The sequence below is a fragment of the Pseudoxanthomonas sp. JBR18 genome, from assembly GCF_028198165.1.
Classification (GTDB): Bacteria; Pseudomonadota; Gammaproteobacteria; order Xanthomonadales; family Xanthomonadaceae; genus Pseudoxanthomonas_A.
Window position 1 is genome coordinate 1,792,136 of record NZ_CP116339.1, and the last position, 12,359, is coordinate 1,804,494.

At 68.7% G+C, this 12,359-nt stretch carries 11 protein-coding genes; 4 read left to right on the forward strand and 7 right to left on the reverse strand.

Translation table 11 applies throughout. The features are described 5' to 3' along the window. Positions 1 to 27: 27 nt before the first annotated feature. The 3 genes from PJ250_RS08170 to PJ250_RS08180 form a co-directional block, all read right to left on the reverse strand. Positions 28 to 435, reverse strand: a complete 408-nt coding sequence (locus PJ250_RS08170; protein WP_271648087.1) for a hypothetical protein — start codon at positions 433 to 435, stop codon at positions 28 to 30. 229 nt (positions 436 to 664) lie between these two features. Then, a complete protein-coding gene (locus PJ250_RS08175; protein WP_271648088.1) occupies positions 665 to 796 on the reverse strand; it encodes a hypothetical protein in 132 nt (43 codons plus the stop codon). Between the two features lie 255 nt (positions 797 to 1,051). Next, entirely contained in the window at positions 1,052 to 2,458 is a 1,407-nt protein-coding gene (locus PJ250_RS08180) for a hypothetical protein (RefSeq protein WP_271648089.1), read from the reverse strand. 142 nt (positions 2,459 to 2,600) lie between these two features. On the opposite strand from PJ250_RS08180, the gene PJ250_RS08185 reads away from it, so the two are divergent. Beyond that, entirely contained in the window at positions 2,601 to 3,152 is a 552-nt protein-coding gene (locus PJ250_RS08185) for a YdeI/OmpD-associated family protein (protein WP_271648090.1), read from the forward strand. 51 nt (positions 3,153 to 3,203) lie between these two features. Here the strand turns inward: PJ250_RS08185 and PJ250_RS08190 are convergent, their stop codons facing one another. Beyond that, positions 3,204 to 3,815, reverse strand: a complete 612-nt coding sequence (locus tag PJ250_RS08190) for a TetR/AcrR family transcriptional regulator (RefSeq protein ID WP_271648091.1) — start codon at positions 3,813 to 3,815, stop codon at positions 3,204 to 3,206. 260 nt (positions 3,816 to 4,075) lie between these two features. On the opposite strand from PJ250_RS08190, the gene PJ250_RS08195 reads away from it, so the two are divergent. Further along, positions 4,076 to 5,290, forward strand: coding sequence for an MFS transporter (locus tag PJ250_RS08195; protein WP_271648092.1), 1,215 nt, complete (start codon positions 4,076 to 4,078; stop codon positions 5,288 to 5,290). 104 nt (positions 5,291 to 5,394) lie between these two features. On the opposite strand, the gene PJ250_RS08200 is transcribed toward PJ250_RS08195, so the two are convergent. From PJ250_RS08200 to PJ250_RS08210, 3 genes are all read right to left on the reverse strand, one after another. Further along, a complete protein-coding gene (locus tag PJ250_RS08200; protein WP_271648093.1) occupies positions 5,395 to 7,449 on the reverse strand; it encodes a glycoside hydrolase domain-containing protein in 2,055 nt (684 codons plus the stop codon). A gap of 93 nt (positions 7,450 to 7,542) precedes the next feature. Further along, positions 7,543 to 9,681: a penicillin acylase family protein gene (locus PJ250_RS08205; RefSeq protein ID WP_271648094.1), complete on the reverse strand. Its 2,139-nt coding sequence runs from the start codon at positions 9,679 to 9,681 to the stop codon at positions 7,543 to 7,545. 363 nt (positions 9,682 to 10,044) lie between these two features. Continuing rightward, complete coding sequence (locus PJ250_RS08210) at positions 10,045 to 10,491, reverse strand: MarR family winged helix-turn-helix transcriptional regulator (protein WP_271648095.1); 447 nt, start codon at positions 10,489 to 10,491, stop codon at positions 10,045 to 10,047. A gap of 316 nt (positions 10,492 to 10,807) precedes the next feature. On the opposite strand from PJ250_RS08210, the gene PJ250_RS08215 reads away from it, so the two are divergent. Next, the gene (locus tag PJ250_RS08215; protein ID WP_271648096.1) at positions 10,808 to 11,296 is read left to right on the forward strand and encodes an RNA polymerase sigma factor; all 489 of its coding nucleotides are present in this window, start codon (positions 10,808 to 10,810) and stop codon (positions 11,294 to 11,296) included. 5 nt (positions 11,297 to 11,301) lie between these two features. After that, the gene (locus PJ250_RS08220; RefSeq protein WP_271648569.1) at positions 11,302 to 12,354 is read left to right on the forward strand and encodes a FecR family protein; all 1,053 of its coding nucleotides are present in this window, start codon (positions 11,302 to 11,304) and stop codon (positions 12,352 to 12,354) included. The last annotated feature ends 5 nt before the right edge of the window (positions 12,355 to 12,359 follow it).

The following is a 12,359-nucleotide window of genomic DNA, read 5'->3' on the forward strand; positions in this document are numbered from 1 at the left end:
CCTTTGCAGCCTGGGAAGCGATCGGAATCAGTGTTGGCGGATGGAGAGCTGGACCAAGTGCTGTTGCGCCGCATCCAGCCCCAGGATCACCGTGGCCTCGCCTTCATGGGCTTCCCAGTAGGCCGTGGAGCCCGGCGCGTTGGGGCGTGGCGGCTTGGGCATCGCGCCGGGCCACTGGGCTCCATCGAACGGCACCTCGCCCGCTTCGAAGGACAGCAGCAGGACGCGCGCGCCCTGGCCATCGGCGCTGGTCCGCACCGTGATGTCATGGACGGGCAGTCCCGCGAGCCGGCCCTGCGCGGCTTGTCGGATCCGCCAGCCATCCTGCTCGGAGGTGGGCCCCAGGGCGCTGCCCAGCAGGGCATCCAGGCGCTGGGCGTCGTCGAAGGGGGTGGCGATCAAGCGATCCACATCCTGTTTGATGCGTTCGATCACGGCAGTGCTCCTGCTCGAAGTGGGGGTGGCCGGGGCGGCCGGCGGTTGAACGGGCGAAGTCGCACACGCGGACACCGTGCACGCGACGGCGAGTGTCAGGGCACGGGCGGCGACGGGGAAAGCGGGGTTCATCCTGGATCCGCAGTGCTTTCGAAGGGCCCGAATCTAGAAGATTGGCTGGCCCGTGTAAAAGCCCACGCGCGGAGCCGTGATGGAATGCGCAGGCGTGTCAGGCCTGGTTGCGGTGGTCGGTCGCCCAGGCGCTGCCGCACTCGGCCAGCAGCGGCGCGGGCGTCGGCGTATCGGCGCCGGCACCCTTGTAACGATGCGCTCCGGCCGGTCGGTTTGGCCAAAGAGGCAAGTGCGGCCACGTGGGTGGGCGCGCCAGCAGGGCCGGGTTGGACATGTCCCCGCGCGGCTTGGCCGCCCACCACGCCCACCCGCGCGCTGCTGTTGATGGCGTCGGCTCGGTGATGGCCGACAGGGGCGGTCCAGGCGCGCGCCACATCAGCGAGGAAAGCACCCCCGGCTGGCCGACACCGCCCGCCCAATGTGGCCGCGCTGGCCTGCAGCATCTGGACTACCCGGGGCGTTTGTTGCCGTGGCGAAGCGCGGTTCAGGCGTCTGCGACCGCCGGGGCCGGCGGGGATTGTGCCGACGCGCCAACATCCGGGTCGTACCAGAAGGGGATGGCATAGTCGCGCCTGCGCAGCACGCCACGCTCGCTGCCCTCTGAATTCCATCGCAGGTGCAGGTCGTGTCGGCCGGGTACCTTGCCCTGCAGGTCGAGGTAACCCACCAAGCCGCGCATGCCCAGATCGCGACGCTCCATCGGCACGAAGTCTGACAGCGCGACCGGTTGGCCATCGAGCGTCACGGTCCAGATGCTCGCCATGCAGGCAACGGCCGCATCGGCCGCTGCGCGGTCGGTTGCGATGTTGTCGCCATGGTCGACGCATACGGTCTGCGCCAGTGCATTGTCCAGACGCGGACGATGTGGAATGAACAGCCGCAGCCGCGCCTGCTCGATCCGGTCGGAGGGAATCAACGGATAACGCAGCATCGCATCGTCCGGCGTGCGCATGGATTCGTAATGCGCGCTGAGCATGCCGTGGTCGACCGCTTCGCTGGTGACGACGCGATAGCGGCTGAGGAGCGAGAAGCTGGTCGAGGAGACGATCTGGAGGCCGCCGATCGTCATGGCCAAGAAGATCACCAGCAGATACACCGTATTGAAGCCGACACTGCCCATGTTGCTCTGCAGGGTGAACTGGACCGGTCCGCCCAGGCGCTGCAGGGTCACCGCTGAGAACACGCGCAGCAGGCGGTTCATCGCGAGCTCGAGCCCCTGGGCAGGTTGACGGCGCCGGGCGCGGCGCATCATCAGCTTGTCGAGCGCGAAGATCGCCATGCCGCCCACCAGGAAGGCGACGTAAGGGACCGCGAAGGCGATGAAGGTCGCACGTTCGCTGTCTTCGAACAGCAGACCGATCAGCGATGCGGGGATCAGCAGCGACAGGCCGATCACCCCGATCCACGTCAGCGTCAAGGCCAGCAGGATGGTCATGGCGAACAGCACCGAGGCGGTGCGGTCCACGCGGTCGATCGTCTCGCCCAGCTCGCCAATCATGCTGCGATAGAAGCGTTGGGAACCGGCGCCCATCGACGACAGCCGCTCCCAGCGGATGCCGGAGGGAAAGTGCGACTTCAACCCGACCAGGCCGACCCAGTAGCCGCGGATCGCCAGGTGCACCACGAAGGCCGAGCCCAGGGCATAGGACAGGCCGACGCCGATATTGAAAGCGAACTGCAGCACGTACCAGGTCGCGCCGTCGGCGTGCAGCTCGCTGCCGACCCAGGCCTGGAACAGGTGCGTCGGCAAAGTCAGCAGGGCGAAAGCGAGCAGACCGGAGATCAGTAGCTCCAATTCGTCAGTTCGCTCGCGCAGACGCTCGAAGCTGATACGGCGGCCCGCAGGCATGGCGTTTTCGCCCTGTGGCGCGGCCTGGTCGATGTCGTTCATCCCGAATGCCCCTGTCTCCCCGCGCCGGAGTGTAGGGGCACCGCCACGTCATCGCCTAGATCGGGGCGGCGGGGGACCCACATTGGCGGACGCACGACGGGCGCTGCTAACGTGTGCGCCTGTCTTCCTCAACGGGCGTGTCATGGGCCGGGCATCGGGCATGGTGAGCTTCAGGGCCAAGTTGCTGCGGCCGGCCGCACCGGACGGTGCAACGTGGTGCTTCCTCCTGGTGCCTGCGGCGGCCAGTGCGAAGCTGCCGGCGCGTGGGATGGTGACCGTAGACGGGACGCTGGCCGGTACGCCGTTTCAGGCCACGCTGCTGCCGGACGGACAGGGCAGCCATTGGCTCAAGGTCGAGGACGCGCTGGCGCAGGACGCCGGGGTGGCGGCGGGCCAGACCGTGGCGGTGGCGATGACGCCGGTCGCCGAGGAGCCCGAGCCGGCCGTGCCCTCGGATCTGCGTGAGGCGCTGGAAGACAACGTGGTCGCACGTGCGACCTGGGACGACATCACCGCCGTGGCGCGGCGCGACTGGATCTTCTGGATCACCTCGGGCAAGAAGGTCGAAACCCGCGCCAAGCGCCTCGGCGTGGCGATCGACAAGCTGGCCAAGGGCAACCGCCGTGCGTGCTGCTTCGACCGCTCCGGGATGTACGACAAGAGCCAGCACGCGCCGAAGGCGGCGCTCGATTGAACGGGCGCGTCGGCGTTGCGGGCAGCATCGGCTCGCGTCGCTCGGCAACCGCTACGCGCTGCGTGACGCGTCCCAGGCCGACATGATCGCGGTGACGGCAAGATCCATGACCGGATAACGGACGCCATCGCGGGCCAGGGTTGACAGGCCCAGCAGGAAGGCGTCGAACACGCTGGCCAGGGCGCGCGCGTCGGTCCCGGCACGCAACTCGCCGCTGTCGATACCCCGCTGGACGCAGGCGGTGATGCCAGCGCGTGTCCGCGCGCGCGAGCGCGTCAATGGCGCGGTGACCGATGCGTCCTCGCTGGGCGCACTCATGACGCCCAGGCCGACCATGCAGCCCTTTGGGTGGCCGCGTTCGCACTGCATCCGGGCCGAGCTGCGCAATGCGGTCTCCAGCGCATCGCGCGGGTCCAGTCGCGTATCCCACAGGCATTCGGTGACCTGGGCGAAGGTGGCCAGGTAGCGCTGCACGCACTCCTGGAACAGCGCCTGCTTGGAGCCGAAGGCTGCGTAGAAGCTGGGCGCCGAGATACCCGCACCGATGGCGCCTTTCAGCTGGCTCAACGAGGTCGATTCGTACCCGTGCTGCCAGAAGATATGCATCGCCTGTTCGACCGCCTGGTCCCGATCGAAACCGCGCGGACGTCCCATCACTGCCATGTCACGCTCCACGAAGGCCACATTAGTTAAATACTAATCGGTACAGATATCGTTGACAACGCGTCGCGCGCCGACTAATTTACCGTTCGATACATAAGTGCAGCTGGCCCAGTCAGTGCGCTCCCCTCAAGCGCCAACGCATGCCGCTTTCGACCGTCCGGCGATCTGCATTGGATTCGCCAAAATATGGATCGATCGATACAGACGTCGGCCAGATGGCATGGCATGTACGGCTCCAAGCCCTTACGACCAGGATCTCCATGAAGACATCGGCACCGCCCCCTCCTGAACGCGCGGACGCGCCCCTGCCCCTAGGCGCCCTGCTAGCGCTGGCGATGACCGGCTTCATCTGCATCGTCACCGAGACGCTGCCGGCCGGGCTGCTGCCCCAGATGGCGGCTGGGCTCGGGATCTCCCAATCGTTGGCGGGGCAGTCGGTGACCGCTTACGCGCTGGGCTCTCTGCTGGCGGCCATCCCGTTGACCATCGCCACGCAACGCTGGCGGCGACGCAACGTGCTGCTGCTGACGATCCTTGGATTCCTCGTCTTCAACTCGATCACGGCCTGGTCCACGCACTACGGAGCGACGCTGGTGGCGCGCTTTCTGGCCGGGGTCGCGGCAGGCCTGGCATGGAGCCTGCTGGCGGGTTATGCGCGCCGCATGGTGGCGGTGCGGCAACAGGGCAAGGCCATGGCGGTGGCCATGCTGGGCACGCCCATCGCGCTCTCGCTCGGCGTGCCGCTGGGCACTTGGCTGGGCGCCGCGATTGGATGGCGATGGGCATTTGCGGCCATGTCGGGACTGACCGTGGTGCTGGTCGTCTGGGTGCTTGCCAAGGTGCCGGATTATCCGGGCCAGGCTCGCGCCGAGCGCCTGTCCTTGGCCAAGGTCTTCGTCGGCCCGGGCGTGCGGCCCGTGCTCGCGGTGGTAGTGGCCTGGATGCTGGCGCACAACATCCTTTACACCTACGTGGCGCCTTTCGTCGCGCGGGCAGGGCTGGCGACGCAGGTGGACGTCATCTTGCTGATCTTCGGCCTGGCGGCGCTGGTGGCGATCGCCTTCACCGGGCGCCTGGTCGACCACCATCTGCGCACCCTGGTCCTGGGAAGCCTGGCGCTCTTCGCGGTGGTCTCCCTGCTGTTCGTCTGGCTGGGACGCGTGCCGGCGGCGATCTATATCGGCGTGGCGGTATGGGGGATCACTTTCGGGGGCGCGGCGACCTTGTTGCAGACGGCGCTGGCTGACACCGCGGGCGAGGGAGCCGACGTGGCGCTGTCAATGAATGTCGTCGCGTGGAACTCGGCCATCGCCGGCGGTGGCCTTCTGGGCGGCGTGCTGCTGAAGACCTGGGGTGCAGCCGCCTTCCCGCCGGCGATGCTGATGCTGCTTGTCGCCGGATGGTGCATTGCCTGGTCGGCGCGGGCGCACGGCTTCAGGGCAGGCGCGCGTGACGTACATGCGGCCGGGCATTGAAGCCATCGCCGCACCTGGCGATCCGGCGGGTAACGCCAGGATCCCGCGCTGTGCGGCATCCGGTTCCGGTTCGCCCGACGCCGTGGTGAAACGGGCGGTGCGGCTCAGTTGGCGGTGTGCATTCGCAGGGTCATGCCCCGCGCCAGCGCGGCATGGTCGATCCACGGCAGGGGTGTCGGCTTTCCAGCCAGCGTGGCGCGGGTGATCGCCGCACCGTGGCCTTCGCGTTCGATGGTGATGGTGCGCCCCGGCTGCGGATGCAGCTGGATGCGGGCGAAGGCCGGCACGGCGCCGATGACATAACGTGGTTCGCCCAGGACCAGCGGGTACAGGCCCATCGAGGCCCACACATACCAGGCCGACATGCAGCCCGCGTCGTCGTCCATGCCGTCGGCAAAGCCGACGGGATCCAGCGCGAAGCTGCGCCCATGCCAGGGCGTGCGGCGCTTGCCCTCGTTGGCATACGGATGGTCGATGGGCTGGGTGAGCAGGCGCTCGACCAGCGCCTGGCCGCGCTGCGGCGTGGCGGTCAGCGCATACAGGAACGGCGCCTGGATGTCCGGCTGATTGGTCATGTTGTAGCGGTCCTCGTCAAAGAACCGCTGCAGCTGCGCGTCGAAATCCCGCGCGCCCAGCGCCGTGCCGCGCAGCCAGTCCAGGTCGAACACGCCCGCCCAGCGGTACTGCCACAAGGTGCCCTGGTACAGACCGCGCGCACGCACCGTGTCGAACTCCGGAGTGATGTCGTGGAAGACCTGCATCCACATCGGCCGGTAGGACAGCGCGCGCTGCTTGAAGTCGGCGGCCAGTGACTTGTTGCCAAGGTCGTCGGCCAGCTGCCACACCGCCCAGTCGTCGTAGGCGGCCTCGATCACCTGGTCGGGCGTCTGCCGCTGCAGCGTGGCGCTGTCGGCGGCCATGCGCGGCAGCAGGGCCTTGGCGTCGATCCCGGTGATGCCCTTGCGCAGATAGTCCAGCAGCGCGATGCCGGCGTGCTCGGTGCGCACGGTGATGAAGGGTTCGGTGCGCGTGGACCACTGCGGCTTGCCGACCGCGTACAGCTCGGCCAGCGAGGCGCCGATGTCGCCGGCGCGCTGCGGGTCCAGCAAGGCCAGCAGCGGCAGCTGGGTGCGGTAGTTGTCCCACACCGCCCAGCCGGAATAACGATGATGTCCGGCGGCCACAGTGCGCACCACGCCATCGGCCGCGCGATAGCGGCCATCCACGTCGTCGATGCGCGACGGCGACTGCATCACATGAAACAGCGCGGTGTAGAACAGCGCCCGGCGCTCGGGCGCGCCGCCCTCCAGGGTGATCCGCGACAGCGCGACGTTCCAGGCATCGTGTGTCTGTTGCTGCACGGCCTCCAGCGTGCGGTCGCCCAGTTCGGTGGCCAGCACGCGCGCGGCCGAGTCAGCATCCACGGTGGAGAACGCGCTGCGCAGTTCCAGCGTGTCGCCAGCCTGCACATCCAACGCCAGGCGCAGGCGGTTCTGGGCGTCGGGCTGCACCGTTTGCGTGACCGGATGGCCGTTGTGCAGCAGCGTGCTGGCGAACCACAGTCGGTACACGCCTTCGTCGCAGACGGTGCCGCCTTCCAGCGCGCCGCGCAGCGCGTCGAGCCGGGTCGATTCCCAGCGCGCGTCGATGCGCTTGGCATAGCTGTGCATCGGGTCCAGCGTCACCACCACGCGTCCGGCCTGCGGCACGGTGAACCGGGCGATGCCGGCGGCATTGGTCGCAGCCAGGTCGGCCACCAGGCCGGTGCGAGCGTAGCGCACGTGGTAGCGGCCGGGCGCGGCGGTCTCGGTGGTCTTGTCGATGGGTGCCGGGCGGTCCTGGTCGCCTTGCGCATCCACGCGCACCAGCAAGTCACCCCCGGCGCCGCCGCAGCCCACGCCGACCGCGCGCGTATGCGAGAAGCCGCGCAACAGCCCATCGCTGTCGTCGTAGCCCATGTGGTTGCCCGGCGCGGTGTCCGGCCCCAGCAGCACCATGCCGAACGGCGCGCCCACCGCTGGCGTCAGCTGGCCATGGTCACCGCGTGTGCCGACGAACGGATCGACCGCATCCACCGGTGCGGTGGCGGCGAAGGCAGGGCTGGCCAGCAACAGCAGGGCGGCCCACAGCAGGCGCAGCGGACGGAGCGCAGGGGACATCGGCATTCGGCCTCGGAGCAGGGCGGAAACGCCACATGATTCCAGATGCGCATGGCAGACGACATCACGCGCCCTGCGGGGCCGGGCGTTGACTCAGTAATGCTCGATGGATTCGACGTGCGCGTCGACCTGCTCGCGCGTGGTCCACAGGGTGCGGTATTCGCCCTTGGCCAGCAGGCCGAGCTGGTCGTTGTTGTGCGGGGTCCCCGGCATGGTGGAGTTGCCGTAGCTCATCAGGCCGCGGGCTTTGAGCGGCGTGCTGAACTCGACCATCGACACCCAGGTCTCGCCGTGTTGCGGCAGGCGCTCGCCGTCCTTGATCGGATCCCAGGTGATCACGTCGAACACGCCCAGGTTGCCGAAGCCGCCGCGGCCGGGCAGGTCGACCTCGCCGATGTGGAAGCGCGAGACCTCGCCATACGCACGGTCGATGCTGCCGTAGCGCTGCTCGGTGATGCCCACGGCCTGCTTGAGCTGCTGCAGCGCCAGGGCCGGATGCTTCAGGCCGTTCGGCGTGGCCAGCGGATCGTCCAGCGTCCACGGCGTCCTGTAGCCCTGCTGCGAGGTGAACTTGTAGTCGCCGGTGAACAGGCGACCCCACTCCTCGAACAGCAGCGCCCCACGGCTGCCGGCCTCGAAGTTGCGGTCCCACCGGGACAGCACGTCGGCGGCGCGGGCGATCTCCGGATCGCTGCTGCCCTTGGCCTGCGCCAACAGCGCCGGCAGCAAGCGGTCGGCGGCTAGCGAATGCACCGAGCGCTTGCGTGCGATGAAGTCATCGAAGGACAGCTTTTTATCGCCGGCCATCGACAGGACCGAGGTTTGCGAGCGCAGCGACATCGGGCCGACCGGGGCGATATAGGACGGGTAGTCCTTTGGGTCCAGCACGCGCGGCCAGGTCGAGACCCACGGCGTGTCGTTGGTGTTCTGCACGAAGCCGCCGGCCGGGTTGATGACCTTGGGCAGCTCCCTGAAGGTGTGGATGTCGGCCTCGTCCCACAGCGTGTCCGAGGTATCGCCCGGCACCAGGCCCTCCCAGAACGCCAGGTCACCGGACTTGTGGCGCGGCAGAATGCCGTTGTCCAGGTACATGACGTTGCCTTCGCGATCGCCGTAGACGATGTTGAACTTCGGCACCTGGACCTGCTCCACCGCGGCCAGGAACTGTTTGAAGGTGTGCGCCATGCCCATGTCCCAGTACTGCTTGAGCATGCCGGGGCGGTCCAGCCCGGCCACGCGCAGCGCCACCAAGGTGCCGTCGTGCCGCTCGAACACCGGCCCGTGCACGGTGTGCTTGACCTGGAAGCGCACGGTCTTGAGCGACCCATCGGGCTGGCGCACTTGCATCTGCCTGTCGGTGACCTTGAACGGCAGCACCTTGCCGTCGAACACATAGCCATCGCCCTTGGCCGTGAGCTTGTAGGTGGTCGACCCCAGCAGGGTGTTGACCGTGTTGGTGAAGCCCAGGTCGTTGTTGAAGGCGAAGCGAATGATCGGCAGTCCGATCTGGGTGGCGCCGTAGAGGTCGATGCCCGGGCCGTTGAGGTGCGCCTCGTAGTAGGTGAAGAAGCCCGGTGCCCACGGCAGGTGCGGGTTGGCCAGCAGCATGGTGTGGCCGTCTTTGGTGCGCCTGGGCATCAGCGCCCAGGCGTTGGAGCCGTCACGGCCTTTGGTATCGGGCGGTGGGGCATCGCCCAGCACGTTTTTCTCGTTGGCGATGTAGATGTAGTTCATCAGGCGCTCGGCGTGGGCCACCACGTCCACGCCGGTGATCGGCAGCACCTGCATCAGGGAGGGATCGATGCCTTCGGGATGCGTGCGCGCGGCTTCGGTCATACCGCGCGCGAAGGCATCCAGGTCCTGCTTGAACTGCGGGGTCTGCTGGTCGTACCAGATCCGCGCGCGCGGGTAGACATCGTTGCTGATCATCCAGCGATCCTGGTCGGCGTACTGCGCACCCCAGTATTCGGCGGCGCGGCCGCGGGCCTCGCCGTAGAGATGCAGGACGATGTTGGCGTGGCTGCGGACCTGCGACCAGCCAAAGCCATAGAACACGTCGGCTTCGGTCCTGCCGTAGATGTGCGGTACGCCGTAGGTGTCCCAGAGGATTTCGCCATGTTCGCCCGCTCCGGCGGCCAGTGCGGGGGTGGCCAGGGCGAGCAGGCCGATTGCGAGCACATGGCGCAGCGCGAGCGCGCAGCGGCGCAGGCAGGACGGGCGGGCTGGATGCATGCGAGGACACCTGTGGGGGAAGGACGCCACCGCCAAGCGCGATGCCGCGTGGGTGGGATTGCGGCGCGTCCCACCGTCCGCAGTCTAGGCAGGCGGCCATGGGCGCGGAAGCCGCCGCGCGGGTGGGTCGTGGCCGGGTGGGTAGGAGGTGTGCACCGTCGGGTCCGGGTGCGACGACGCGCCCGGGCCTGGCTGGAGATGGGGTGCGTGCGCCAGCTCCTGCAGGGCTGGCCGCGCGCTGGCGCAGAGCCGAGGCAAGAAGAGCGGGTCGGCGCCCGACCTCCAGAGCACGGACGAGGGCGGCGTGATGGGTGCAGGCAGAGGAAGCCCGTCAAGGCAGTCAGGCCATGCCGGGCGGGCCGATCAGGCGGGTTTGGCAGCTTCTTCCACGATCCGATAGAAACGCAGGATCACCTCAATCTCCTGCGCCGACAGTTGCCCGAAGGTGGCCTTGCGCAATGCGGTCAGCTGTCGCTCCAGCTGCTCGCGCAGGGCCTCGCCCTCGGCGGTGAGCCACAGCAGGTTGGCGCGCCGGTCGCTGGCATCGCACTGGCGCTCGACCAGTCCGGCGGCGGCCAGCTTGTCCAGGATCCGCACCAGCGAGGGGCCCTCCACCCCGATCAACTGGGCCAGTTCGACCTGGCGGAGGCCGCCCCCAGCGCGGCCGATCATCAGCAGCGGCGTGGTCATGGCATTGGAGATGCCCTGGCCGGCCAACGCGTTGTCCACCACCTTCTGCCACTGCCGCGCCACCGGGATCAGCCCGGCGGAAAGCTGGAAACGGAGCTGTTCGGCGCTGGAGATGGGCATGGGACAACCGGTGGTTCGTGGGGCTCCTATCTAAACACCGAAGCGATTTGCCTGGGAAACGCCTTGGCCTTCATGCGCTACGGAGCCTGCAGGCCTGGCGGTGTTCGCGATGTCCGGCGTGCTGGTGGCGGCGCGCCAGCGGGTGGATGCGGCCGGCGCGTGCGTTCTTGCCCTGGCCGCGCAGCCAGGCAATGCGGGAGGATGTGCCCCCGCCCCCACGTCATCGACGTGTCATCGCTCCGGCCTACCTTGCCCGGTTCACAGGGGCGGCAAGGGGAGCGGGTTGGGCGAGCCGGCGAAGCGGGGACTGGCGCGGATGTTCGCCGAGCAGCAACCGGTGCTGCGCGGCTTCTTCGTGCGCCGGGGTGCGCATGAGGACGCCGACGACCTGGTGCAGGAGACCTACCTGCGCCTGCTGCGCGCGCACCAGCAGCCCGGGGCGGCGATCGCCAACCCGGAGGCCTATCTGTTCACCGTCGCGCTCAACCTGGCGCGCGAGCAGGCCGTGCGCCGGCGCCGGCCGCACGTGCCGATCGAGGAGTTCGAGCAGCTGTCCGGCGGACTGGAGGGAGGGGAGGCCGTGGAAGATGCCGCCGAGCGCGCGCAGCGTCACCAGCGCCTGCAGGAACTGCTTGGCACCTTGCCCGAACACACCCGTGCCGTGCTGGTCATGCAGTACCGCGACGGCCTGAGCTACAAGCAGATCGCCGAGCGGATGGGGGTGTCGGCGCACATGGTCAAGAAGCACGTGACCCGGGGGCTGTCGGTGTGTCGCCGGGCGTTGGCCGATCGGGTGCCGGCATGAGCGCGGTGCAGTCCCTGCCCGGCGCGGCCACCCGCGAAGCCGCGCACTGGCATGCCGTGCAGCGTGCCGGCGGCCTGGACCAGGCCCAGCAGGCGCGCTTCATGGACTGGCTGCTGGCCTCGCCCGTGCACCTGCGCGAATACTTGGCGGTCTCGCGCGTGGCCGGCGAACTGGGCGAGGTGCTGCGCGACATGGAGCTCGACCTGGATGCCCTGCTGGCTGGCGGCAGCCCGTCCGCCGAGCCCGACAACGTGGTGACGTTGCCACAGCGAAACGGGTCAGCGCAGGCACGGCCTGCGCGTGGTGCGGCGCCACGCCGACGCTGGCCGCGCCTTGCCGCGGCGATGCTGGTGGTGGCATGCGCCGGCGCGGTGCTCTGGACCGCGATGCCGCGGACCACGCACTACGTCGCCGGCCATGGGGCGACACGGCGCTTCACCTTGCCCGATCACACGGTCGTGCACCTCAATGCCAGCAGCGCGCTGTCCGCGCGCGTGGGCTGGTTCTCGCGTGAGGTGCGGCTCGAGCGAGGGCAGGCCAGCTTCGAAGTGGCCTCCGACCGGCGTCCGTTCGCGGTCCAGGTTGATGGCATGGAGGTGCGCGACATCGGCACCACCTTCGATGTGTCGGTCCTGCCCGGGCACACGCGGGTGGACGTGATCGAGGGACGCGTGCGCGTGATCGACCATGCGGGTCATGGACGCATGCTGGCCGATTTGGGCATGGGGCAGCGCGCACGCATTGGATCGGGCGACCGCGTGGTGAGTGTGACCCAGGAGGATGTCGACACGATGACTGCCTGGTGGCAGCGCCGCGTCGTGTTCCGCGATACGCCGCTGCGTGAGGTCATCGCGCAGTTCAACCGCCTCAACACCACGCAGCTGCAGGTGGACGATGCGCGCGCCGGCGCGCTGCGCCTGACCGGCAACCTGCAGGGCGACGACCTGGCCTCGCTGCGTGCCTTCCTCAAGGACCAGCCGACGCTGCAACTGCGCCAGGCCACGGATGCCGTGCACATCGCCAGCCGCACGGCCGCACCGACGGTGACACGACGCTGAGCATG

Coding starts and splice junctions, on each gene's coding strand:
- PJ250_RS08190 (WP_271648091.1), bottom strand. CDS start 3,815: ATGGCAGTGATGGGACGTCCGCGCGGTTTCGATCGGGACCAGGCGGTC.
- PJ250_RS08180 (WP_271648089.1), bottom strand. CDS start 2,458: ATGAACGACATCGACCAGGCCGCGCCACAGGGCGAAAACGCCATGCCT.
- PJ250_RS08185 (WP_271648090.1), top strand. CDS start 2,601: ATGGGCCGGGCATCGGGCATGGTGAGCTTCAGGGCCAAGTTGCTGCGG.
- PJ250_RS08195 (WP_271648092.1), top strand. CDS start 4,076: ATGAAGACATCGGCACCGCCCCCTCCTGAACGCGCGGACGCGCCCCTG.
- PJ250_RS08210 (WP_271648095.1), bottom strand. CDS start 10,491: ATGCCCATCTCCAGCGCCGAACAGCTCCGTTTCCAGCTTTCCGCCGGG.
- PJ250_RS08215 (WP_271648096.1), top strand. CDS start 10,808: ATGTTCGCCGAGCAGCAACCGGTGCTGCGCGGCTTCTTCGTGCGCCGG.
- PJ250_RS08205 (WP_271648094.1), bottom strand. CDS start 9,681: ATGCATCCAGCCCGCCCGTCCTGCCTGCGCCGCTGCGCGCTCGCGCTG.
- PJ250_RS08200 (WP_271648093.1), bottom strand. CDS start 7,449: ATGTCCCCTGCGCTCCGTCCGCTGCGCCTGCTGTGGGCCGCCCTGCTG.